Consider the following 24,087-nt stretch of genomic DNA (forward strand, 5'->3'; position numbering starts at 1 on the left):
CATGGCAGCAAAGAAGGGAATCGCCCTCGTCGAGCTCGACGATGACGGTGTCGATAAGGCCTTCCGCGCCGATGTGCTCGCAGGTCTTGGCGAGCAGCAGAAGGCAGTTCCCGCGCGCTGGCTCTACGACGATGCGGGATCGCAACTGTTCGAGGATATCACCCAGCTCCCCGAATATTATCCGACCCGGGCCGAGACCGAGATCCTTTCAGCAAGGGGCGCGGAATTCGCTGAGTTGATCGGGCCGGGCAGGGCGGTTGTCGAATTCGGATCGGGAAGTTCGGTCAAGACACCGTTGCTGCTCAAGGCGATCGATCCCGCGGCCTATGTCCCGCTCGATATCTCGGGCGATTTCCTGCGCGCAGCCGCTACCGATCTCGCGGTCAAGTTCCCCGGCCTGCCGGTCTACCCGGTCGAAGCCGATTTCATGCGCCGGGTCGAACTGCCGCCCGAAGTGGCCGAAATGCCCAAACTCGGCTTTTTTCCAGGTTCGACGATCGGCAACATGGTGGCGCGCACCTCGGTCGACCTGCTGCGGACCATGCGCGAAACGCTGGGCGAAGGCTCGAAGCTGCTGATCGGGATGGACCTAATCAAGGATCCCGCAGTGCTCGAAGCTGCCTATGACGATGCCCAGGGGGTGACGGCCGAATTCAACTACAACCTCGTGCGGCGCATCAATCGTGAGCTGGATGGCGATATTCCGCTCGAGGCGCTGCTGCACGAGGCGCGCTGGGTCGATGATTACGCGCGGATCGAGATGCACCTCGTCGCTCAGCGTGACATCGCATTCACCGTCTCGGGCAGGCGTTTCTCGATGCAGGCGGGGGAGACCATCCACACCGAAAACAGCCACAAGTTCGACCGGCGGACGTCGACAACGCTGTTGCTCGCCGGCGGTTGGACGCCGGCGCATCTCTGGCTGGACAGCGAGCGGCGCTTCTCGTTGATCCTCGCCGACGCCACGGTACCTCGAAGTGCCCCGTGAGAATTTGAGCTCGGTTCATGGACCGGCAGGTCTATGACACCTATATCTACCCAATGAGCATCCAGAACCTCTGGAACAACATTGCTGCTTCGATCGCCGCTATCCCGCGCAGCGAGCTGTTGATGCTGGCGCTCGCGGCGCTGGTTGGAGGCTGGATCGGGGCGATGATGATTCGCCGCCGGGTTCCGGCAGGGCGGATCGTGCGGACCGCGAGCACGGTGGTTCTCGTCGGAATTCTCGTCACTGTCGTCCTGCAGCTTTCGCGGTTCGATCCTCGGCTCGAGGTGGCAGTGCCGCAACTCGGCTTGCCGGAGCAGGTGGTCGAAGGCGGCGAAACCCGCATCCCGATGGCCGATGACGGGCATTTCTGGCTGCGAGCGGAAATCAACGGGGTGCCAGCCAACTTCCTCGTCGACACCGGCGCGACCGTCACCGCCGTCTCCAGCAACCTGGCAGCCGAAGCGCGCCTCCAGCCGCGTCGCGGCGGGCTGCCGATCTCGATCGGGACCGCCAATGGCCCGGTCGCGGCGCAACTCGCCACGGCCGAGGAAATTCGCTTCGGCAATGTCGCGGCACGCGGTTTGGACGTGGTCATTGCGCCGACATTGGGCGAGACCAACGTGGTCGGCATGAACCTGCTGTCGCGGCTCAAATCGTGGCGGGTCGAGGGCCAGACCATGGTGCTGGTCCCGAACAATCCGCAGGAACCGATCGAACTGCGCTAGATCTGTCCCGTAGAAATGGCTGGGGTGGCAGGAGTTTTTCAGGTGCCTACTGAAAGCTCAATTCTCTCAGCTAGTTGCTTGAATTAGCGTCCTTTTCCCCCCACAAGCCTGCCCCACATTCCAGCCCCACAGAGGAGCTCACGGCATTTATTGCCCACCCTTGGCTGGAGAGCATTTCGCAATCCGCGAGATGGAAGGCAGGAGGATTTGAGATGGCTGCGCTTAAGGCACGACACAACAAATTCGAAGCGAAGGTCCGTATCCCCCAAACCCTGCGCGCCAACTATGGCGACCGCCAGTATCTCTACCGGACCCTAAAGGCATCGAACCGGAGAGCTGCGCGGCTGGAAGCTTCCGAATGGGAGAACGGCCTTAAGCTCGATTGGGCCGCTGAGCAGGGGCACAACTGCGACGCACTGGAAGGGCTGCGCGCTGAACGTAGAGCCTACGAACATATCCGCCGCAAAGCAGTCGAAGGCGTCTTCGCCGTTCACTCGGGGGACGAAAACCCGACCCTCGCAGGCATTGACCACGAGCTCGAAAAGATGGCGGAGCAGATAGGTCCACGCGAACTCACGCAGCTAGAAGCGGCGAGGGTGGCTGCTCTGCAAGATGCTTCGAGGCAGTTACAGGGGCAGGAGGTTCCCCGTCGTGAGGAACTGGAACCGACCTTCGCGGAGCTTGCCGCAGACTACATGGCATGGTGGTCGAGACAGCGCGGCCTCAAGCCTGCCAACACCGGCAACCAGAAGCGGGCCACCTTCTGGCTATTTGCTTCGTTCTTCGGAGAGCGCCCCCTACGTGAGGTTAGAAAAGCGGACGCAGCGAAGTTCATGGACACTCTGCGTTCGCTCGATCCATCTTGGGCTAGGTCCGCAGAGGTAAAGCGGCTCAATTGGCAGGAACTGATGAGAAAGTTCGGAGACCACGAGAGCGGCCTCGCCACTTCAAGCCTCAATCGCCACGCCGCCGCTCTTGCCTCGCTTTGGCAGTGGGCGGAGGAAAGGGAACACTGCTCTGGTCGTAATCCCTTCAAGGGCTTTCGCCAGAGGCTCCGACAGGGAAAGAACTTACATGGGTATGAGGCGTGGGAAGACCACGAGCTCAACAAGCTCTTTGCCAAGCCTCCCAAGCGAGCGGACGTTCGCGAACTCATTCTAATCGGAATGTTTAGTGGTATGCGGATCAATGAAATTGCATCACTCTCTGGCGACCAACTGCAAGAGCGCGAGGGTGTTCGCTTTATCCAAGTGCGCGATGCCAAGACGCCCGCGGGGAACCGAGAGGTGCCCCTACATTCTCGGCTCGGCTGGCTTTGGGATCGCGCGCGAGAGGTGGGCGAAGGCCCCGTCTTTCCCGGCTTTAATGGCGAGGGTCCCGGCCACAAGCCGGGGGCCGACGCTGGGAAGGAGTTTTCAAACTTCAAGGCGCGGCACGGCTTCAATTCCCGCACAAAGGCGTTCCATAGTTTCCGCAAGAATGTCACTCGGATCATGGAGCGGGCCCGTGTTCATGAGAACGAGTGGGCACAGGTGCTCGGCCACGAAAAGGGCTTCACATATGGGCGGTACAACGCGGACGGCATCACTCTGGAGCAGAAGGCAAACATCATTGAGCTAATCGCCTATCCGGGCGTGGAACTCCCAGCGCGAGGCAATTAGTGCCCACCTTTGGGGGAAGGAGTATTGAAGATATACCTTAGGGTATTCCTTAGGGTCCCCTTGAGAGACCCACAGGAGCTCCAAACGGGTTCGAGAGTATCCTGTGATTTCCTCCTCTCCTCCTCCCCTACTAACCATCGCCTAGGATTCCCTCAGATGGCTCAGGATTGCCTTGAAGGAGCTTTGGGTAGGGGAGGAGTCGGAAGGCTCAGATGAGTCTCAGAAGGCATTCTCGCGAATCCTAGAGCCACCTCAAATACCGCCCACCTTTGGTAGAAGAAACCTTTGCAGCTCGCTCCTTCACGGCTGGGCTTCTTCTACCCCCTCCATTCTATCCGGCCTCCCTGTTGACCAACAGGTCGAAGGCCAGCGGCGGGGTGTGTCTGTCGGACGCGACAGGCCCCCGCCGAACCCCACTATTCTCATTCGATGCTCCTGCCGCTGAACGGCGGGAGACGATGCCGTGCGCGGCGGCTCCCCGCGCGACCAGCCTGAAAGGCACATCTACCAATGTCCGAAGAAAGCAGCTCACCAGCCATCAGTGAGGGCGAAGGAACGAGCAACTACACTCCCAAGAGTTATGAGATTGCAGCCGAAGACGCTGCGCTCGCCCATGAACTCACGAACCAAGATTTTCTGCGCGACCTAGCGGGGCCTGCAACCTCAAGTGTCGCGCTCAAGTTTCCCGACAAGGTCACTCGGGGAATGCTGAATGAAGCCGTGCTTGCTCAGGTCGATGCGAGACTTGAAGCGCTTCCCGCGAATGCTCGCGCCGCCGCTGAGCAGGGGATCATCAATGAAGAAGCCCGTAACTACGCCTACGCGGTGCGGGTGTGGGGAGGCCCCGGCCCGGACGCCAACGACTATCAGCAGGAGCGCTTTCTCATTGAGAATGAAGTCTTCGAAGCTCAGTCGCGGCTGGCAGAGCGGCAGTCTGCACTCGCAGAGATTATCCGCCACGACCGCAAGGTTGACGAGGCAACGGGCGAAACTTGGGATGAACCTGTCTATCGTGTCCAAGGTGACGCCCGCTCCGCAGCGGAGCATGAAGCCGCCGAACTGCGCCGGCGCATTGCGCTTTTGCGGGGCTCCGAAGGGCAAAACAGGCTTGCTAAGGCGACGTGGCGGGCGGTCGAGAATGCAAAGAAGCTCCGAGATGAGGTCGCTATCGACAACGAAGCGCAGGCCCTTGCCGCGCAAGAGGCTCGTGCAGCTCGCGTCGCGGAGAAGGCCGCGGCCTATCGCAAGTTCGAGGATACTGAACGGTGAGGAGTGGCAAGCCGCGCAAGCCCCGACCGTCCCCAAAGAACCCCTACCGTCCCGGCAGTCCAGACTTTGCTGAGCGCTCTCAGCAGAGCGCCCGGAAGGAGGGCGGTCTAACCGTCATCACCATCGGGACCCCACCGCCCCGACCGTAACCAGCTAGCAGCCCGAGGGTTTGCCGCGGGAGCCAAATTGGCGACCTTCGGGCTGCACCCCCATGAAAGGACAAGCGATGGCGAACAGAGCCTCTCCCCCGGTCCCGGCCGGAACCAAATGGTGCCACGGCTGCGAGACCGCGCTGTCTGTGTCGAAGTTTGCCAAGCGAATGTCGCGGGGGAGGCCATCCCTAAAGTCTCGTTGCAGCCCCTGCCTGCGCCAGCAACAGCAGGAGCAGCGTTTGAGAGCGCGTAAATGGTTTGAGCACTGTGAGGCGCGGGAGAAGGAATGTAGGACCCGAGTGCGGGTCGTAGAGTTGCCTGAGGAGCTAGACCTTGGCTGACTATCCCTTCGCAAGTATCGCGACTTCAATCGGGTGCCCCAAGTTACGCCAGAGCTATGTCAATGCCTCCCGGTCGCTAGTTCACCTCGTGCCGGGCGAGCTATTAGCAGTGGTGCGGAGAAACCCCGGCGTATTTGATCGATAGTGTCCTATTTCTCCAATTCACCAAGGAACACGATAATTGCCGCAGTCTGGTGGAGTTGAAAGGCGGCAAGGCTAGCGGGGACCGAACGATTCTCCGTGCCTTTGCCGTGACCCCCGGACCTGTTGCGCGTGGTGGGGACGCTACTTTCGAGAAGCGCTCTCAATCCATCGAACTGACTTTTCATATACGCCGGAACGAATTCGTTCTCAAAAAGAGCGGCGACTAGTTTTGACGCCGTGGCGTTGGCTGGCAATGCCCAGCCCTTATCGGCAGCAATCACTTTCATCACGCTTTCGAAAGCTTTGAGGCAATCGATAAGACAGTCTTCGTATTCGGCCGCTCGAAAAGCCTTGTGTGCCTCGCGAAATTCCTCGTTCGCACTGGAGAACCGGCTTTCTGAAAGGACATGAAGGGCTGGGCGAACCACCTCCGAGTGTAAAAACTCATTGGATTTCTTGAGCACCTCCACTCCTGAAATCTCGTAGCCAATTCCTGCCTCAAGAAGCCGAGCGTTAATTCGTGCTATATGCGATTCGAAGACCTCAGTTGCCTGAGACCTGCCGCGCGTAACGTGCCGAACCAACATTGCGAAAAGCTCCACCGCATCAAAGGCTTCTGGCAGCGACGCCATGTTCCCAAACCACTCGTGAAGCTCTTGCGCAAATGAATGAGTGCGGCGTCCTGTTAGGTTCCCCCGACCAAGTTCCTCTCGAAGTTCTTTGACAATTGTTTTGTAGATTTCCTCAGCCGAATTGCGATGATCCTCCACAGTGCCAATGCATTCATCGATATTCATGAGAATTTGAACACGGACTTTTGAGGGAAGTTCGTCATACTCGAAAACATCACTGGCGGGCTGTTCGGCTTGTCGCTTGCGGCGACTAAAGAGTGGTAACAAAGCCATGGCGCATAGCATTGCTATCCATCGAAATTCCTTGCAACGCCGGGGACGAAATTATCCACCCCAGTGAAACAACTAGGCAGATCAGTGAGAATGGATTTTGCTCAAAAATCCGAAGCGGGATAACGATAGTCGAAACCCGCGTGCTCCCCCCTAGGGGGTGGCGGGGAGGCAAGCCCGTCGGAACAGTCGAGCTAGAAATGCTCCAAGCGAGGCCCGCACTCCCCTGCGGTCAACCTGCCGTGTCTTTCGAGGCCCCCACGGGCTCCTCAGGCGCCCCGTCTATGAGCCTTGAGAGACGGGCCCTCGCAGCAGCGGCGCGGCCTTGATTGTCATTGATTGCCACAGGCGTATTCGAACTCACATATTCCTCCCTGTCTGTGGTGGTCGGGCGGATATGAGTCCTGCCAGAATCCCTGTAAACCCCAATAAAACATACAGATTTCGACCTATCTCAGAGCTGGAAGCGCATTCCTCTTTACAGCGTGTTCCATTTCACCTAACGGACATTAGGCAATATGGAACAGTGAGGAATTGAGCATGAAAGCGGTTGCCTATTATCGCGTTTCGACCGCAGCGCAGGGGCGCTCAGGGCTGGGCCTAGAGGCACAGCGGGCGGCTGTGGCTGAGTTGTGTGCATCGCGGGGGCTGGAGATTATCGCAGAGTTCACTGAGGTAGAGAGCGGCCGGAAGGCTGATAGGCCGGAGCTGAGCGAGGCCCTCCGCCGCGCAAAGCTCACCGGGGCAACCCTAGTGGTCGCTAAGCTGGACCGTCTGTCCCGTTCCGTTGCTTTCCTCTCCACTCTACAGGACAGCGGCGCGAAGTTCATTGCGGCCGACATGCCAGAGGCAAACGAGCTTACAGTGCACATCCTCGCCGCTGTTGCTCAGGCGGAGCGCAAGGCAATCTCGACGCGCACGAGGGAGGCGCTCAGGGCTGCTAAGGCGCGCGGAGTGAGGCTCGGCAACCCCAACGGCGCCGCACCGCTCCGCAGGGCGGGGAAGGGCAACGCAGCGGCCCTCAAGGCGCGCAAGGCAGTAATCGACAGTCGAGCAAGAGAGCTGGCTGGAGAGGTCGCAGAGCTGCGCGCCGCGGGGGCCTCAAGCCTTCGCGAGATTGCGGCGGGGCTCAATGAGCGGCGGATCGAAGCACCGCGAGGAGGAGAGTGGCACCCCTCAGGAGTGCGGCGGCTCCTCAATCGGCTGGAGGTCTTGGCCTAACTCGCTCCTGCCCGAGGCCCTGCTTTGTTTGTCTGGGATATCTCAATCTTGAGCTGATTTAGTAGCGACAATGCCCTCTCCTCATCTGGCTCGTCGAGACGGTGGCTCACCAGAGAGAAACATGACTCTGTAAGCTCAACTCCCGGCGCAATGGCCTCGTATATCCACTCTGGTTCAATAAAGTGATGGTCGGGGCGGGGGTGCTCTACCCAATCTCGAAGCGCCGTCAGTCGATTCAATTTGCTTCTTGTTTCGTCGGCAAGTTCGAGAGGCTTGTGAAACCAACCAACACGCTCTTGGCTGGCGCGGTCAAGCATCGCATTGAAGCCCAGCATTCGGGTTGGGGGTGTTTCCCGCAGGCCGTGCCTTGTATCTTCAAAGAAGGTAATCCAATCCTCTCTGTAGCTCTTTGGCATTGCCCCGATGCCGTCCGTTCCTGACATTGCGGCAGAGAGAGCAGTCATCAATGCGAGATGGACCGATCTGGCGGCCAAGAACAGCCGCAGGGGCTCCTGACTGGCTTTAGAAAACTGGTCGGCTGCGTCTTCAAGGTGTGCGAGAACAAGGCGCTCAAATGTCACCTCTACATATTTCTCAAACGGGCTATTGGGTTGCTTGTTCATTTCGAACGATTCTAGGAGTCGGTTCGTGCCGCCACAACCACAGATTGACCATAGCTAACATCGAACGCGTGATCCCTTAGCGGGTCCTGTCCGTGTCCTTAGGGGTATCGGCGGGCCCTGCGTTTTCAGACTTCGTAGAGTCTAGGACAGTTCCAAGAGCCGCACCGAAAAATCATCTACTAAGTAGCCTTGCCAGCAATGCAGTCCCGGCGAGGTCTGTTGGACCCTCATCCTTCACGATACCATCGGGGGAACTCTTGAAAATCGAAGCGAGGACGATTGCTCTGTCGGTTTCTCCGAATTTAGCTTCGCTGGTCTCCATCGAAAGATAGGCTTGCGTCATTATCGCCTTTTCGGAGCTTTCGCTGCGAAGGTGGTGCTCACTCAAGAACAGTTTGACCAACACCCTACCCAGCCAAAACAGGAGAGTGGTGCCGCCAAGGATGGCGCCCGCCGTGATTACGTAGGCGCTTGCTTGGCCCTCCCCGCTGATCCCTTGTAGGAAATCAATCGTGCGCCCTGCGGTTTGCCAAAGAGCCAGACCAGCGAGAAAGAAGTAGAGTAGGCACGTCGCGGCATAAACCGCCTCCCATTTCCCGTGGACCTTGGCCTTATCCTTCCAATATTGGACGGGAGCCATTAACGCCATTTGGGCGCGATATTGGTGCTCGGTTTCCGTGATGGAGCCAATAGCCTCTGCAACCTGCTTCGCAGATGAGAGCGTGCCCACCTCCCAGACCCGCTTAGTCTGGCGGAGCAGGCGTCTTACTAATTTTCTCGCCAACTGCCGATCACGCTCACGTTCGACTATCCGTTGTTTCTCAAGCTCGCGCACCTTGTTTTGTAGCCGCGTGATCTCAGTTCGGTAGCGAGACCGTTCCTTCTTGAGCGTATCTCCGAAGCTAGAGAAAATATCTTCGTGATGAAGGATTGCGGCAAGGTAGAGCGGATAGTCGGTTGCACTGCCTACCTGATTGAATGCAGTGCCCCGCACGTGAAATTGATAGGCCCATCGGCCAACGTCAGCGCCCTGTGCCTCCTTGATTGCTAAGACCGCTGAGCCCGCGGCAGACCGCGAGTGAGGAACCGAATTCGCGTTTGCTGGGTTGAACATATTTCTCAATGCATTGTCGAATTGCGAGAATGCTTGTGAGCGAGGCTCAAGCGGCCCGCTGAGATGCGACAAAAGAGCGTCGAACCCATTGCGATGATGCAAGAACTGATTGGGCGCCAATGAGCCCGTTTCTCGCGGCTCAGTCCAAAGCCATTCCCACGCAACCAGCTCGGCGTTTACCCATTTTCCCGCGTCTTCTTGTGAGTAAAAGACCAGCGGCTCGCCAATGTGCTCGCCGTCCAGCCGCAGCCAAGGTGTAGCCTCTGACAATTCTGGGTCCTTTAGTTGAAAGAGAAGAGTTTAAATTGCCAATTCTTCTCCGCCAACCCGCTTCCAACTGCGCTTGGGGACAAAGGCCTTTAACTTTCAGTCGGGAGCAAGTTAGGGCATTCGGCAGGGGGCGCTCGACGAGCATCCTGCTGTGGAAAACCTGCCCCACATTCCCGCCCCACAGGCTGAAATTCTGACGCCATAAATATCTGAAAAATATATGAAAAAATGATATGGCTGGGGTGGCAGGATTCGAACCTGCGCATGCCGGTACCAAAAACCGGTGCCTTACCGCTTGGCTACACCCCAGCAGGCCCGCGCATCAGGTGGCGGGGCGCCCCCTATAGCGCGTGGGAAAGCAATGTGAAGCCCTTCAAACGGCGCTGGCGCGGCGCTGGGCCAATTCCGCCTCTGCAGTGGCAATCATCGCGCGATCGATCCGGTAGAACATCATGGCGATCCCCGCCGGAAGGATCGCCATGATCGGGATCAGGGCAAAGGCGAGGTTGATGCCCGCGACCGCCTCTTCGCTCTGGACCTCGCCCGCCACGAAACCGGTGAGGGCGAAGGCGAAGCCGGGCAGGGCGGAGCCCAGCGCAATCCCAGCCTTGGTCGCGAAGATCGAGGCGGACACGACCAGCCCCGTCATCTGCCTGCCGCTCCGCCATTCGACATACTCTGCGATGTCGGTGAACATGGCATAGGCCATCACCAACATCATGCCGAAACCGAGCCCGACGAACGATTGGGCGATGGTTTGCGGCCAGACGGCATCGAGCGGAATGACATAGAAGACGAGTATCGCGGTTGCCTTGATCGCGCCCGCCCAGATTATCAGGTGGTGCTTCTCGAACCGCCGCTGAAGATAGTTGGCGAGGATCACTCCGGTGACCTGGCCGAGTGCGAGTGCGGTGTAGAACAGCGCCACGCGGTCGAAGAACAGGAACACCGGCAATCCGTTGTCGCGCACGACGTATTTAAAGAAGAACAGGGCGCTCCCGGCGCGCGCCGCGATAGCGACGGGTGCGAGCGTTGCGGCGGTCGCCACGATCAGCCAGGCCGGCGTCCTGATAAGCGCCAGGAGGTCGCCCGAAACGGTGCCGTTGTCCCTTGCGGGCGGTACGCGCTCGCGTGTCGCCGAGAACGTAATCAAAATGCACACGACCGCGAGAGCGGCGATCACGAACATCGTCATGGAGATGCCGCGCGCCTCGTCACCTTGGCCGAAAACACGCACCAGCGTCGTGCCGAACAGCCCGATCGAGATGAGGGCGACCGATGAGAAAACCATGCGATAAGCAGTCGTGCTCGCCCGCTCGCTCGACGAGGGAGAGATACTGCCGAGCAGGCCCGAATAGGGCACGTTGACGACGGTATAAGCGAGCATGGTCAAGGTGTAGGTGACGTAGGCCCAAGCGAGCAGCGCACCCTTGCTCATCTCGGGTGCTGCGAAGATCATCGCGCCGGTCACGCCGAAGGGGACTGCGCCCCACAGCAAATAGGGTCGGTAGCGCCCCCAGCGGGTGCGCGTGCGATCGGCGATAACGCCCATCATCGGGTCGGTCACCGCGTCGATCAGCTTGGTCAGCAACAGCATCAGGCCGACCGCTGCCGGGGCGAGACCGCCCAGATCGACGAAGAAAAAGAGCAGGAAAAAGCCGAAGAAGTGGACGTAGAGCGACGACGCTAGTTCGCCCAGCCCATAGGCGAGCTTCTCGCCGCGTCCGACGCGGTCTGCGGCCCGTGCTGTCAAACCTTCCTCCTCAAGCCAGCAGAGGAAGGCAGCACGGCCCCGCAGTCAAGCATCGACTGGCGCCTTCAGTATTTCTTGCCCTCGAAATCGGCGGGGGAATGGCGTTCGAGCATCTGCTCGTCCTCTTCGCCCCACGTCTTGTTCACGATCCGACCGCGTCGCACCGCAGGGCGCTGCGCGATCTCCTCGACCCAGCGCACCACGTTCTCGTATTCGTGGATCGAGAGGAAGGTCTTGGCATCGTTGTAAATCCCGCCGAACACGAACGGGGCGAGCCAGGGGAAGTTGGCGATGTCGGCGATCGTGTATTCGTCGCCCGCGAGATAGCGGGTCTGGGCCAGCCGCTGGTTGGCCACGTCGAAGATACGCTTGGCCTCCATTGCGTAGCGGTTGATCGCATATTCGTACTTCTCGGGCGCGTAGGCATAGAAGTGGCCGAAACCGCCACCAATGAACGGACCCGTGCCGACCTGCCAGAACAGCCAGCTGAGCACTTCGGCGCGAGCGGCAGGATCGGTCGGCAGGAACTCGCCAAATTTCTCGGCCAGGTGAACCAGGATCGCGCCCGATTCAAACACGCGGAACGGCTTGTCGCCGCTGCGATCGACGAGCGCGGGAATCTTCGAATTCGGATTGATGTCGACAAAGCCGCTGGTGAATTGCGTGCCGTCGCCGATGTTGATCGTCCAGGCATCATATTCGGCGCCGGAGTGGCCCTTCTCGAGCAATTCCTCGAGCATGACGGTAACCTTGACCCCATTGGGTGTCGCCAAGGAATAGAGCTGGAACGGGTTGTCCCCGGCCGGAAGGTCCTTCTCTTCGCGCGCTCCCGCCGTGGGACGATTTATCGCGGCAAAGCGCCCGCCGCTTTCCTTGTCGTAAGTCCAGACTTCGGGCGGAGTATAGGGTTCGGCCATTGGAAGAGGTCCTTTCGGTTGTCCTTTGCAACGCTTGGGTTCGCTACTTGGACACGCAAGGTTACTTGCGCAAGGCGGAAACCCTTATCGTCTCAGAGCATTTCCCATTTGCGATGACGAAGCTGATCTATGTCGACGATAGCCTTCCAGGTATCACTCGCCGCGGTGCGGGCAAGGGCTTCGCCTATTACGACCCGCAGGGAAAGCGGATCACCGACCCGGCGGAACGCCGGCGGCTTAATGCCATCGCGCTGCCGCCCGCCTATGTCGACGAATGGTACTGCCCCGCGCCCAACGGCCATATCCTCGCGACCGGTTATGACGCGCGCGGACGCAAGCAGTATCGCTATCACCCCGAGTTTCGCATGCGCAAGGAAGGCGAGAAGTTCGATGGCTGTATGGTCTTCGGCAACCTCCTGCCGCTGGTGCGCAAGCGGGTCGAAGAAGACCTGGAGGCCCGCAAGCTGACCCGTGAGCGCGCAATCGCCAGCGTCGTGCGCCTGCTCGATCTGGGCGCGATCCGTATCGGCAACGAGGGCTATGCGCGGACTAACAAGAGCTTCGGTGCGACCACCCTGCGTCGACGCCATGCCGAACTCACCGGCAACACGCTGCGACTGCGTTATGTCGGCAAGGGCGGCAAGAAGCGCGAAGTGACGCTGACCGATGGCAGCCTCGCCCGGGTCGTGCGCAAGATGCAGGACCTGCCGGGGCAGAACCTGTTCCAGTATTTCGACGAGGAAGGCGATCTGCAGGCGGTCGGGTCGAGTGACGTCAACGAATATCTGCGCGAGACGATGGGGCAGGGCTTCACCGCCAAGAACTTCCGCACCTGGCACGCCAGCGTCATGGCCTATCGCTGCCTTGCCGATGCCGAGGACCGGCTGACGATCAAGTCGCTGCTCGATTGCGTGGCCGAGCACCTCGGAAACACCCCTGCCGTCACCCGCAAGAGCTATATCCACCCCGCCGTGATCGATCTGGTCGATCGACAAGTCGAATGGCGCCAGAACCTGAATTTGCCCCGCGCCACCCGCTGGCTGACCCGGGCTGAACGGGGGTTGCTCGAACTGCTTGAAGACAGCCCGGAAGCCGTCAAGCTGCTCGCTGCCTGATCCGGACAATCCTGTTGCCAATCGTATCCGAAAAGGATACTAGAAGATTATGCATTTGGCCGGAATCAAGATTCGCCAGTGGCGCGAAAACCATGAGCCGCCGCTTTCCGCCGAGGAATTCGGGGAGCAGTATGGCGATCCCTGGCCCTCGCGCACCGTCTATGGCTGGGAGGCGAAGGGCAAGATCGCCCGCGCCCCGGTGCAGAAGAAGCTGGCCGAACTCGGCGTGTGCGAGCCGGGCGACTGGCTCGAGCCTGCATCCGGCGAGGCTACGACGTCAGACGCCAAATCCGCCAGCAGCAAGCCCGCCAAGAGCGATGCTTCGCATCCCTTCTACGACCTCAGAAACCACGGTTTCCTAAGGGTTGCGACCTCGACACCCAAGACGCGAACGGCCGATGTCGGCTACAATGTCGAGGGGATCATTGCCGAGGCGCACCGCGCGGATGACGCCGGCGTCGACCTCGTGGTTTATCCCGAGTTGTGCGTCTCGTCCTACGCGATCGACGATCTGCATCTGCAGAACGCGCTGCTCGATGCGGCGGAAGACGGGGTGGCGCGGATCGTCGCCGCCTCTGCCGAACTCTCTCCGCTCCTGCTGGTCGGCGCGCCGCTCAGGCATAACGAGCGGATCTACAACTGCGCACTGGTGATCGCAGGCGGACGCTTGCTTGGCGTTATCCCGAAAAGCTACTTGCCCAATTACCGCGAGTATTACGAGAAGCGCTGGTTTGCGCATGGGCGCCATATCCAGGGCATGACGATCACGGTCGCCGGTAGCGAAGCTCCTTTCGGCACCGACCTGATTTTTGCGGCCGATAGCCTCCCGGGTTGCAGGCTGTTCGTCGAGATCTGTGAGGACTATTGGTCGCCTACTCCCCCCTCGACCATGGGAGCGCTGGCCGGGGCGACTGTCATCGCGAACTTGTCCGCCTCGAACATCACCATCGGCAAGTCGGACGAGCGGCACCTGCTCGCGCGTGCGCAAAGCTCGCGCGCGGTTTGCGCCTATGTCTATTCCGCCAGCGGGCACGGCGAGAGCACCACCGACCTGGCGTGGGACGGGCAGGGCATGACGTACGAACTGGGCGATCTCCTCGCCGAGAGCGAACGGTTCAGCATGGATGCCGAGCTCTCGATCGCGGACGTCGATTGCGAGCGCGTGCTGGCCGAGCGGATGCGGATGCAGACCTTCAACGACGCCGCCGAGGCTGCAGGTCGACCCGAAGACAGCTTCCGCACGGTGCGATTCGAACTCGCAGACCGTGCGCAGGACCGCGGCTTGATCCGCCCGATCCGCCGCTTCCCCTTCGTCCCCAATCGCCAGCACAAGCTCGACGAGGATTGCTACGAGGCCTTCAATATCCAGGTCGATGGGCTGATGCGACGGCTCGAAGCGACCCATGCCAAGAGCATGGTCATCGGCGTTTCGGGCGGGCTCGATTCGACCCATGCGCTGATCGTCGCCGCCAAGTGCTGCGATCGGCTGGGCCTGCCGCGCACCACCATTCGTGGCTACACCATGCCCGGCTTCGGCACCTCCGATCACACCAAGTCGAATGCGTGGAAGCTGATGGAGGCGCTTGGCATTACCGCCGATGAGATCGACATTCGCCCTGCTGCAACGCGCATGCTCGAGGACATGGATCACCCCTTTGCCGACGGCGAGCCGGTCTACGACGTGACCTTCGAGAACGTACAGGCCGGGCTGCGCACCGATTACCTGTTCCGCCTTGCCGGGCACCATTCGGGGTTCGTGATCGGCACGGGCGACCTCAGCGAGCTGGCGCTTGGCTGGTGCACCTATGGCGTGGGCGACCAGATGAGCCACTACGCGGTCAATTCGGGTGTGCCCAAGACGCTGATCCAGTATCTGATCCGCTGGGCGGTGGGCACCGAACAATTCGACAAGGCGACCGACAAGGTGCTGCTCTCGATCCTCGACACCGAGATCTCGCCCGAGCTCGTTCCGGCCGACGACAAGGGTGCGATCCAGAGCACCGAGAGCATCATCGGCCCTTACGAGCTGAACGACTTCTTCCTCCACCACACCATTCGCTGGGGCCAGCGACCCAGCAAGATCGCCTTCCTCGCCTGGCATGCATGGCAGGACGTGGAGAAGGGCCTATGGCCGGCGAGCTTCCCCGACGAGGAGAAGACCGCCTATTCGCTGCCGACCATCGCGCACTGGCTCGAGAATTTCCTCAAGCGGTTCTTCGCCTTTAGCCAGTTCAAGCGCAGCGCGATTCCCAACGGACCCAAGGTTTCGGCAGGCGGCGCGCTCAGCCCCCGCGGCGACTGGCGCGCGCCCTCCGATGCTGTGGCGGATGTGTGGCTGGAGGAGTTAAGGAAGGGATTGCCGGAGCTCTGACAGGTCGGGCTGTGCACACCCTACCTTGTGCTCGCCACCATTAACGTTAGCATGACCGAAAAGAACAGGGCGCATCCAAAGCTTTAGGGGGGAAGGCTTGATGGCGACTGCTGCAGCAATGGGCGAGAGGATGACCCTCTCGCAGAGTCGGGCTTTGCGCCTGCTGACCGTATTCATACTGTACATCGGGCAAGGTGTGCCGATCGGCCTGTTCTGGTTCGCGATCCCGGCGTGGATGGCGGCCAACGGTGCCGACGAAGTCGATATCGCCTATGTGTTGGGACTGACTTCGCTGCCGTGGACGCTCAAGTTCCTCAACGGCTTCATCATGGATCGCTATTCCTTCCTCGAAATGGGACGCCGCAGACCGTGGATCATCGGGTCCCAGCTCGTGATGATCGCCCTGTTCATCATTGCGGCCCTGGTTCAGCCTGGCGTCGACGACGTGCTGCTGCTTGGTGCCGCCGGTTTCGCCGTCAATCTGGCCACCACCTTCCAGGACGTCGCCGTAGACGGTCTCGCGGTCGATATCATGAGCGAGGACGAACAGGCGCAGGCGGGAGGCATGATGTTCGGCGGGCAGTCGATCGGGATGGCCATGTCGACTGCGCTCACCGGCCTTGCGATCGCGCGGATGGGGCCGATGGCGGCCTACCTCCTGTCGGCGGCGTTCGTGGGGGCGGTCACGATTTTCGTGCTGTTCCTGCGTGAGCGTGAAGGGGAGCGGGCGCTCCCCTGGACTAAGGGAGAAGCACATCCCGCCAACATCGAGATTTATCTCGGCGCCTGGTGGCCGATCCTGCGCAACACGCTGAAGTCGCTCGCCAAGCCGTTGAGCCTGCTCTGGGTCCCCGTGGCAATCTCGACCGGATTGCATTACGGTGTGTTGACCGGCGCGACCCCCCTGATCGGAACGGGCGAGGTCGGCTGGAACGAAGAACAGGTAACCAGCCTGGTCGGCACGGCGCAGCTCGTTGCCGGCATTATTGGTCTCACGATCGGTGGTTGGGGCGGCAAGATCCTCGGCGCGAAAAAGTCGATTATCGTGACCTTGCTGGCCTTCCTGGTCCTGAGCGCGTGGATGTGGTTCAGCGTGCCAAGATGGGGCTTGCCGAGCCACTTCCTGACATTCGTCTATGCCTGGATAATCCTCGATGTGCTGCTGCGCGTCGTGACGGTGCCGATTGCGATGCGGCTCTGCGATCCGAGTGTGGCTGCGACGCAGTTCGCCATCTACATGGCGATCAGCAATTTCGGGATCACATTGGGTGCCTGGGTACTCGCCCTCAGCACAAAGATGGGCGGGTTGCCTTCGGCCTTGGTCATCGTGTTTGCGATGCACCTGCTCGGCATCATCATCATGGTCGTGGTCAAGTTCCCGCGGAGCGAGAAGATGCGCGCAAGGCTCGCCACGCAACAGGCGGTGCTGCAATAGCGCCGCTCGCGGGCAAACGCGTGGGAACCTAGGCAGCTTGGAAGAGCACGACCTCGTCGCCGGGTTTCCACGGCGAATGCTTGGCCATGATTGCGGCGAAAAGCTCTGAATCGAGATGCCCTGCAAGCCAGCGCTGGAGGTGCGGCAGGTCGAGCGCATCGAACCACGCGCGGTCGTGATTGGCGAATTGGCGGACGAACGGGAAGCTGGCGATATCGGCGAGCGTGCGGGTCGGGCCGGATAGCTGGCCGTGCTGGGCAAGCCTTGTGTCGAGCCCGCGCAGGATTTCGAGCGCTGCAGCGCGGTGTTCCCCCGGATCGGTATCGTGCCGCGTCCAGTATTTGTAGCGGTCCAGATGATGCTTGAACGGCCCGTCGATCTGCTCGAGCAATTCGCGGTCATCGCCCGCCAGCCAGCCTTCGGGATCGCTCTGCGAAAGCGCCCAGCGCATCACGTCGATGCTTTCGTCGATCACCTCGCCGTTGGGCAGGACAACCACCGGCACAGTACCCTTGGATGAGGCTGCGAGCATCGCATCGGGTTTGTCGGCCAGCTTGACCTCGCGCAGCTCGCAGGTCGTGCCGCTGATCCACAGCGCCATCCGCGCGCGCATAGCATAGGGGCACCGGCGGAAGCTGTAGAGGATGGGGAGGGAGGTCACTTCCGGCTGGCGCTGTCGGCGCCGACGTGCCGTTCGCCGCGTCGTCTCGCGAGTTCGGCCTGTTTCTGGCGTTCCGCATAACGCGCGCGTTGCTCCTCGCTCCGCTCGTCGACGCAGAGCGGGCAGCTGATCCCTTCGACGTAATCAGCCGAGGCGCGCTGTTCCTCGGTCAGCGGGCGGCGGCAGGCGCGGCACAGCGTGTAGTCACCCTGTTCGAGGCCATGCCCGACCGAGACGCGCTCGTCGAACACGAAGCATTCTCCGTCCCACAGGCTTTCTTCCTGCGGTACTTCCTCGAGATATTTCAGGATGCCGCCCTTGAGGTGATAGACCTCCTCGATCCCCTCCTTGCGCAGGAAGCTGGTCGATTTCTCGCAGCGGATGCCGCCGGTGCAGAACATCGCCACCTTCTTCTTGCCCACGAGCAGTTCCTCGCGATGGGCGCGGAACCATTCGGGAAAATCGCGAAAACGGGCGGTCGCAGGATCGACCGCACCCCTGAAGGTGCCGATCGCGGTTTCGTAGTCGTTGCGCGTGTCGATCACCAGCGTGTCGGGTTCGGCGATGAGCGCGTTCCAGTCCTGCACATCGACATAGTGGCCGACGCTGAGGCGCGGATCGATGTCGGGCTCGCCCATGGTCACGATCTCGCGCTTCAGCCGCACCTTCATGCGGTTAAACGGCATTACGTCGGCGTAGGAGAATTTGACGTCGAGGTCGGTGCATCCCGGCAGCGCGCGAATGTGGGTCAGCACTTGCGCGATGGCATTCTCGCTCCCCGCTATGGTGCCGTTGATGCCTTCGCGCGCGAGCAGCAGCGTACCGCGTGTTCCGACTTCCTCGCACAACGCCAGCAACGGGCCGCGGATCGCTGCCGGGTCCTCGAATGGCGTGAACTGGTACAGCGCCGCGACGGTGATCGACGGGGTGGCCGTCATTGCAATCACCCCAGCTTCATCACCCAGCCATGGGTGTCTTCGACCGCACCTTTCTGGATGCCGACGAGCTTCTCGCGAATCTTGCTGGTGATCTGGCCGGGGCCGCCAGTGCCGATCTCGAATTCACCATCGGGGCCGGCGACCTTGCCGACCGGGGTGACGACCGCCGCCGTGCCACAGGCCATGGTCTCGAGCAGCTTGCCGCTGGTCGCATCATCGCGCCACTGGTCGATCGAATACATCTCTTCGCTGACGTCGAGCCCTTCTTCGCGCAGCAGCGTGATCAGGCTGTCGCGGGTGATTCCGGGCAGGATCGTGCCGGTCAGCGGTGGGGTGACGACGCGCCCGTCATCGAACACGAAGAACAGGTTCATACCGCCCAGTTCCTCGACCCATTTTCGTTCGACTGCATCGAGGAACAGCACCTGGTCGTGCCCCTTGGCAAAGGCCTGGCCGGTGGGGACGAGGCTCGCGGCGTAATTGCCACCGCATTTTGCCGCGCCAGTGCCGCCCGGCGCTGCGCGGGTGTAATCGGAAATCCAGATGCTCACCGCTGGCGAGCCCGACTTGAAGTAATTGCCCGCCGGGCTGGCGATCACCACGAACTTGTACTGCTTGGCAGGACGCACGCCGAGGAAGGCTTCAGATGCGAACATGAAGGGCCGCAGGTAGAGCGAGCCGCCCTCGACCGTGGGGAACCAGTCGCGATCCGCAGCGACCAACTGCCTGACCGATTCGATGAAGATCTCTTCGGGCAGGTTCGGCATCGCGAGGCGATCGGCCGAGGCGTTGAAGCGACGCGCGTTCTCCTCAGGCCGGAACAGCGCGAGGCTGCCATCGACCTGCTTGTAGGCCTTCATCCCTTCGAAGATTTCCTGCGCGTAGTGCAGCACCGCGGTTGCCGGATCGAGCGGGATCGGCTCGCGCGGACCGACCTTCGCGCCGTACCAGCCGCCCTTGGCCTCGTCATAATCGATCGTAACCATGTGGTCCGAAAACAGCGTGCCGAAACCGGGGTTGGCGAGCGCTTCGGTCCGGGTTTCTCCGGGAACGGGTGCGGGGTGAGGAATACATTCGAAGTCCATGCGCGAGCGCGTAATGTGATGGGCGCGCGAGGGCAAGACGTTGTCGGCACAAATGAGAAAGGCGACCCCGCCCGTCGCAGGATCGCCTTTCGCATGGTCAGCGGCGGGAAGTGCCGCTCACGAAGCCTCTAAAGGTATCTCCTTACCGATAGTGCTCCGCGCGGAAACTTGCCGACCTCTCTGCTGAACCATGAGACATCGGATCACCTCCTTTCGCGCTTTTGAGCCAAGACCCTGGACCGTTTCACCGGGGGCCGAGAACCGCGTATTGCCGCTGGCCTCAGGTATCAATTTGAGTCAGGTCGTCCGCGAAAACAAGGCTTGAAAAATAGTTTTCCCACGTCAGAATAGCACGCTGTTGTCGGGCGCCCGTGAGCGCCTTTTTTATTGCCTGCAATCCTCGATCACGCGCGAGACCTCGGTCCACGAGGGCAGATAGAGTGTGGGCATGCCCTCGACCTCGACCGCAAACCGCCCCTTGGTCACCGCCATCGCATCCAGCAACGGATCGCCTGACGCGAGTTGGGCGAAGACCACACCTTCGCGCGCTCCGGCCAGTGGCTGCGCGTTGATCAGGCGCTCCCCGGTTTCGGTGCGAATGCGCATCGCAATGTTTGCAGGTGATTGGTGGGCACGCTCCAGCCGAACGGCGCGATTCGCGGCTATACAGGTCATGGTGAAGGAGGATGCGTTCGCGCCAATGCCAAAGCTGGCCTGGCTTATCCTACTACCACTAGAGTATCTCCAATCGCCCGGCGTTTGCGGCGCGTCGAGCCAGTTCTCGAGCGAACGCTGCACGACCGGAGCAGCCGTCGCGATCGGGGTGGGCGCAGGTGTCGGGCTGGGCGAGGGAGCCGGAGTCGGCTCAGGTGCGGCAGGCACGCAGGCAGCAATTACGAAAGTCAGCGCCAGCGCCCCGGCAAAATTCAGATAGATCGGTTTCATGCCGCTTTAATGCGCGCTAACGCCGTATGGGTCCACGACTATTGGGGATCGAATGACCAAAAAACGCCGGATAGACCAGATGCTTGTCGAGCGCGGGCTGGTGGAAAGCCGCAGCCGCGCGCAGGCGCTGATCATGGCGGGCGTGGTCTTCTCCGGCGAGAGCAAGATCGCCAAGCCCGGCCAGCAGATGGCCGAAGACATACCGCTCGAAGTGCGCGGGCGCGATCACCCGTGGGTCAGCCGCGGCGGGATAAAGCTCGCCCACGCGATCGAACATTTCGGGCTCGATCCAGGCGGCGCGGTGTCGATGGATATCGGCAGCTCGACCGGCGGCTTTACCGACGTATTGCTGCAAAAGGGGGCGGCGCATGTTTTCGCGGTCGACAGCGGCACCAACCAGCTCGCGTGGAAATTGCGACAGGACGATCGCGTGACCGTGCTCGAGCAGACCAGCGCACGGGTCCTGACGCCGGAAATGATCGACCGCGCATGCAACTGGGTGGTGTGCGACGCGAGCTTCATCGGGCTTGCCAAGGTGCTCGAACGACCTTTGGAACTGGCAGCCGAGGAGTGCCGTCTGGTGGCGCTGATCAAGCCGCAGTTCGAGGTGGGACGCGAGGAAGTGGGCAAGAAGGGGGTGGTCAGCGATCCCGCCCTGCATCAGCGCGTTTGCGACGAGGTGCGCGACTGGCTCGCGTCCGGCGGCTGGCAGGTCGAAGGTATTGTCGAAAGCCCGATCACGGGACCGGAAGGCAACGTGGAATTCCTCGTCAGCGCTCGGCGCGGGCCGTAATTGCATCCCTAACTGGCACAGCGATTTGGCGAGTCCTTGCGCGCCGTGTATCGCGCAGGCAACTAACACGAAGCGCGAATCGACTAACGAATATCGCGGGGAGAATTGATGAACGTCGTTGCATCACGCGGACAATTGCGAGCCAGTTTCCTGCGCTGGGCGCTGTTTACGGTGCCGTTGATTGTCCTGCTGGGTTTTGTCGCCGGTCAGTTGGGTAGCCCCAACACCATGTGGTTCCAGAACCTCGTGAAGCCCGACATCTACCCCGATCCGAAATGGTTCGGGATCGTCTGGACCATCCTCTACATCATGATCGGCATCGCTTTCGCGCTGATCTGCAGCGCCTGGGGCGCGCGGGGCAGAGGGATCGCCGTGGGCTTCTTCGTGGTCCATTTCGCGCTCAACCTCGCGTGGTCGCCGGTGTTCTTCGGCGCCCAGAACATCCAGGGCGCGCTGATCCTCCTGGCCGTGATCGATATCACGCTGCTGGTCGTGATCTTCCTGTTCTGGCGGGTACGGCGCGCGGCTGGGCTGCTGCTACTGCCTTATCTCGCCTGGGTGCTGTTCGCGACGCTGCTCAACTACGAGTTCCTGCGGCTCAATCCCGATGGTGGCCACGGCTCCTCGACCAGCGCGACCCAGCGGATCGAGATTTGAATTCGCGCTTGTCCTTTGGAATTGTGATCGCCAGATAGCGCCTATGCAAAGCCAGAACAAAATGCTCGCCGATTTCGCCAAGCTCGCCAACAGCGCGGCAGGCACCTTCGCCGGTATGACGCGCGAGGCGCGCGAAAGCGCGCGCGAGCGGATGAAGGAAGCGCTGGGCGGCATGGACTTCGTCAGCCGCGAAGAGTTCGACACGGTCAAGCTGATGGCCGCCAAGACGCGCGAAGAGAACGAGGCGCTCAAGGCCCGCATCGAAGAGCTGGAAGCCAAGCTCGCCGCCAGGTAGATCGCCGCGCAATGAACCTGCGCGCACCCGCCATACTTATCGCTTCCCGCCAGCACGGCGAGACCGCGTCGATTGCACGGCTGCTGACCGGGGACCACGGCGTTGTCGCCTGCTATGTCGCGGGTGGGCGAGGGCGCCAATTGCGCCCGGTGATGATCCCGGGCAACCTCGTCGAAGTCGACCTCCGCGCCAAGTCCGACAGCCAGATGCCCTTCGCCCGGCTGGAACTGATCGAGAGCCGCGGACCATGGCTGACCGAGCCGCTCCCCGCCGCCGCAATCACCTGGGCCTGCGCGCTAACCGCCAGCGCCTTGCCAGAACGCAATCCCTATCCTGCCTTGTACTTGGCGCTCGAGGCATTGCTTGGTGCCGTCTGTCAGGCGCCCAGCGCACGCGGCTGGTTCCCGGCGATGAATTCCTATGAGGCGCTGCTGCTGCGCGAGCTCGGATATGGCGGTGAACGCCCTGAAATCGCGCAAGAACTGACCGGCATGTTAGCAAACTTTGATGCGCTGGAAGGACCTCTTGCCCGCTACCTTCTTGCCGACAAGCGGGGCGATGTTATGGCTGCGCGGCACCTGTTGCGGGAGAGGCTCGCGCGGATGCTGGCTTAGGAATCACGCGTGAAGATTGCAGTCTTGCCCGGCGACGGGATCGGTCCGGAAGTTGTGCGCGAGGCGCTGCGGGTCCTCGATGCGCTGAACCTGCCGGGTCTTGTCCTGTTCGAAGGCGACGTCGGCGCGATCGCCTATCAGCGCCACGGCCATCCATTGCCGCAAGAGACGCTCGACATGGCCCGCGCGGCCGATGCCGTCCTGTTCGGCGCGGTAGGCGATCCGTCCTGCGACAATCTCGAGCGGCACTTGCGGCCAGAGCAGGCTATCCTGGGCCTGCGTGCCGAGCTCGGCCTGTTTGCCAATCTGCGCCCGGCAACAACGTTCACCGGGCTCGAGCATATGAGCGGGCTGAGGCCCGAGATCGCGCGGGAAATCGACCTGCTGATCGTGCGCGAGCTCAATGGCGACGTCTATTTCGGCGACAAGGGTATCCGCACGCGGGACGATGGCGAGCGCGAGGGATGGGACATGATGTGCTATTCCGAAAGCGAGGTAAGGCGGATCGCGCATGTCGCATTCCGCGCGGCGCGGAAACGCGGCGGTCGGCTCACCAGCGTGGACAAGGCAAATGTCCTCGAAACCAGCCAGGTCTGGCGCGACACGGTGATCGAGGTCGGGAAGGAATATCCCGATGTTGCGCTCGAGCACATGTATGTCGACAACGCGGCGATGCAGCTGGTGAAATCGCCGGGGCAGTTCGACACGGTCGTCACCGGCAATCTGTTTGGCGATATCCTGTCCGACCAGGCGAGCATGTGCGTCGGTTCGATCGGGCTGCTGCCCAGCGCTTCGCTTGGTGAACGCCAGACCGAATATGGCGCTTTCGGGCTCTACGAGCCGATCCACGGTAGCGCGCCCGATATTGCGGGGCAGGGGAAGGCCAACCCGATGGCGACGATCCTCTCTCTCGCAATGCTCCTGCGTCATTCAATGGGACGCGAAGAAGACGCGGTAAGGGTCGAGCGCGCAGTGGCCGAATGCCTTGCCGATGGCGTGCGCGGAGGGGACCTCGGCGGACGTGCCACGTCGCGGGAAATCGGCGATAGCGTGGTTAGCAAGCTGCTTACCCTATCTTGAGATTTTCGCATTAATCGG

The 24,087-nt window shown here is 61.2% G+C and carries 22 protein-coding genes and 1 tRNA gene; 13 read left to right on the forward strand and 10 right to left on the reverse strand.

Features of this window, described 5'->3' with window-relative positions; all coding sequences use genetic code 11:
* The first annotated feature begins 1 nt into the window (after position 1).
* The 4 genes from egtD to P7228_RS11315 all read left to right on the forward strand — a co-directional run bounded on the left by egtD (position 2) and on the right by P7228_RS11315 (position 4,643).
* Complete coding sequence (gene egtD, locus P7228_RS11300) at positions 2-988, forward strand: L-histidine N(alpha)-methyltransferase (RefSeq protein ID WP_278015345.1); 987 nt, start codon at positions 2-4, stop codon at positions 986-988.
* A 17-nt stretch (positions 989-1,005) separates the two neighbouring features.
* Positions 1,006-1,713 (forward strand): retropepsin-like aspartic protease family protein, encoded by a 708-nt coding sequence (locus tag P7228_RS11305; protein WP_278015346.1) that lies wholly within the window; start codon positions 1,006-1,008, stop codon positions 1,711-1,713.
* Between the two features lie 212 nt (positions 1,714-1,925).
* Entirely contained in the window at positions 1,926-3,374 is a 1,449-nt protein-coding gene (locus P7228_RS11310) for a site-specific integrase (RefSeq protein WP_278015347.1), read from the forward strand.
* Positions 3,375-3,884: 510 nt separating this feature from the next.
* Positions 3,885-4,643, forward strand: coding sequence for a hypothetical protein (locus P7228_RS11315; protein WP_278015348.1), 759 nt, complete (start codon positions 3,885-3,887; stop codon positions 4,641-4,643).
* A gap of 642 nt (positions 4,644-5,285) precedes the next feature.
* On the opposite strand, the gene P7228_RS11320 is transcribed toward P7228_RS11315, so the two are convergent.
* Positions 5,286-6,185: an abortive infection family protein gene (locus tag P7228_RS11320; protein WP_278015349.1), complete on the reverse strand. Its 900-nt coding sequence runs from the start codon at positions 6,183-6,185 to the stop codon at positions 5,286-5,288.
* Positions 6,186-6,722: 537 nt separating this feature from the next.
* On the opposite strand from P7228_RS11320, the gene P7228_RS11325 reads away from it, so the two are divergent.
* On the forward strand, positions 6,723-7,403 hold the full coding sequence (locus tag P7228_RS11325) for a recombinase family protein (protein ID WP_278015350.1): 681 nt from the start codon (positions 6,723-6,725) through the stop codon (positions 7,401-7,403).
* On the opposite strand, the gene P7228_RS11330 is transcribed toward P7228_RS11325, so the two are convergent.
* The 5 genes from P7228_RS11330 to yghU all read right to left on the reverse strand — a co-directional run bounded on the left by P7228_RS11330 (position 7,400) and on the right by yghU (position 12,080).
* The gene (locus tag P7228_RS11330; protein WP_278015351.1) at positions 7,400-8,026 is read right to left on the reverse strand and encodes a hypothetical protein; all 627 of its coding nucleotides are present in this window, start codon (positions 8,024-8,026) and stop codon (positions 7,400-7,402) included. The two genes, P7228_RS11325 and P7228_RS11330, sit on opposite strands and share 4 nt — an antisense overlap.
* A 172-nt stretch (positions 8,027-8,198) precedes the next feature.
* Positions 8,199-9,410 (reverse strand): DUF6161 domain-containing protein, encoded by a 1,212-nt coding sequence (locus P7228_RS11335; protein ID WP_278015352.1) that lies wholly within the window; start codon positions 9,408-9,410, stop codon positions 8,199-8,201.
* Positions 9,411-9,644: 234 nt separating this feature from the next.
* Positions 9,645-9,719: transfer RNA gene (locus P7228_RS11340), tRNA-Gln, on the reverse strand.
* A 64-nt stretch (positions 9,720-9,783) separates the two neighbouring features.
* Positions 9,784-11,163 (reverse strand): MFS transporter, encoded by a 1,380-nt coding sequence (locus P7228_RS11345; RefSeq protein WP_278015353.1) that lies wholly within the window; start codon positions 11,161-11,163, stop codon positions 9,784-9,786.
* 65 nt (positions 11,164-11,228) lie between these two features.
* Positions 11,229-12,080 (reverse strand): glutathione-dependent disulfide-bond oxidoreductase, encoded by an 852-nt coding sequence (gene yghU, locus P7228_RS11350; protein ID WP_278015354.1) that lies wholly within the window; start codon positions 12,078-12,080, stop codon positions 11,229-11,231.
* 113 nt (positions 12,081-12,193) lie between these two features.
* Here yghU and P7228_RS11355 point away from each other — a divergent pair, with 113 nt between their 5' ends.
* From P7228_RS11355 to P7228_RS11365, 3 genes are all read left to right on the forward strand, one after another.
* A complete protein-coding gene (locus tag P7228_RS11355; protein WP_278015355.1) occupies positions 12,194-13,195 on the forward strand; it encodes a DNA topoisomerase IB in 1,002 nt (333 codons plus the stop codon).
* Positions 13,196-13,244: 49 nt separating this feature from the next.
* Entirely contained in the window at positions 13,245-15,566 is a 2,322-nt protein-coding gene (locus P7228_RS11360; protein ID WP_278015356.1) for an NAD(+) synthase, read from the forward strand.
* A 100-nt stretch (positions 15,567-15,666) separates the two neighbouring features.
* Positions 15,667-17,001 carry an MFS transporter gene (locus P7228_RS11365; protein ID WP_278015357.1) on the forward strand — a complete coding sequence of 445 codons (1,335 nt, stop codon included), beginning with the start codon at positions 15,667-15,669 and terminating at the stop codon, positions 16,999-17,001.
* Between the two features lie 28 nt (positions 17,002-17,029).
* On the opposite strand, the gene P7228_RS11370 is transcribed toward P7228_RS11365, so the two are convergent.
* From P7228_RS11370 to P7228_RS11385, 4 genes are all read right to left on the reverse strand, one after another.
* Complete coding sequence (locus P7228_RS11370; protein WP_278015358.1) at positions 17,030-17,662, reverse strand: glutathione S-transferase; 633 nt, start codon at positions 17,660-17,662, stop codon at positions 17,030-17,032.
* Positions 17,659-18,600, reverse strand: a complete 942-nt coding sequence (gene trhO, locus P7228_RS11375; RefSeq protein ID WP_278015359.1) for an oxygen-dependent tRNA uridine(34) hydroxylase TrhO — start codon at positions 18,598-18,600, stop codon at positions 17,659-17,661. The genes P7228_RS11370 and trhO overlap by 4 nt, the downstream gene beginning before the upstream one ends.
* Before the next feature lie 5 nt (positions 18,601-18,605).
* Positions 18,606-19,685 carry a branched-chain amino acid aminotransferase gene (locus P7228_RS11380; protein ID WP_278015360.1) on the reverse strand — a complete coding sequence of 360 codons (1,080 nt, stop codon included), beginning with the start codon at positions 19,683-19,685 and terminating at the stop codon, positions 18,606-18,608.
* Between the two features lie 384 nt (positions 19,686-20,069).
* Positions 20,070-20,630 (reverse strand): hypothetical protein, encoded by a 561-nt coding sequence (locus P7228_RS11385; protein WP_278015361.1) that lies wholly within the window; start codon positions 20,628-20,630, stop codon positions 20,070-20,072.
* A gap of 52 nt (positions 20,631-20,682) precedes the next feature.
* Between P7228_RS11385 and P7228_RS11390 the strand changes: the two genes are divergently transcribed.
* The 5 genes from P7228_RS11390 (at position 20,683) to leuB (ending at position 24,069) form a co-directional block, all read left to right on the forward strand.
* Positions 20,683-21,423, forward strand: a complete 741-nt coding sequence (locus tag P7228_RS11390) for a TlyA family RNA methyltransferase (protein ID WP_278015362.1) — start codon at positions 20,683-20,685, stop codon at positions 21,421-21,423.
* A 108-nt stretch (positions 21,424-21,531) separates the two neighbouring features.
* Positions 21,532-22,080 carry a TspO/MBR family protein gene (locus P7228_RS11395; RefSeq protein WP_278015363.1) on the forward strand — a complete coding sequence of 183 codons (549 nt, stop codon included), beginning with the start codon at positions 21,532-21,534 and terminating at the stop codon, positions 22,078-22,080.
* Between the two features lie 43 nt (positions 22,081-22,123).
* The gene (locus tag P7228_RS11400; RefSeq protein WP_278015364.1) at positions 22,124-22,375 is read left to right on the forward strand and encodes an accessory factor UbiK family protein; all 252 of its coding nucleotides are present in this window, start codon (positions 22,124-22,126) and stop codon (positions 22,373-22,375) included.
* An 11-nt stretch (positions 22,376-22,386) separates the two neighbouring features.
* Positions 22,387-22,989, forward strand: coding sequence for a DNA repair protein RecO (recO, locus tag P7228_RS11405; RefSeq protein WP_278015365.1), 603 nt, complete (start codon positions 22,387-22,389; stop codon positions 22,987-22,989).
* A 9-nt stretch (positions 22,990-22,998) separates the two neighbouring features.
* A complete protein-coding gene (leuB, locus tag P7228_RS11410; RefSeq protein WP_278015366.1) occupies positions 22,999-24,069 on the forward strand; it encodes a 3-isopropylmalate dehydrogenase in 1,071 nt (356 codons plus the stop codon).
* Positions 24,070-24,087: the final 18 nt, after the last annotated feature.

The organism is Altererythrobacter sp. CAU 1644, assembly GCF_029623755.1.
GTDB lineage: Bacteria > Pseudomonadota > Alphaproteobacteria > Sphingomonadales > Sphingomonadaceae > Erythrobacter > Erythrobacter arenosus.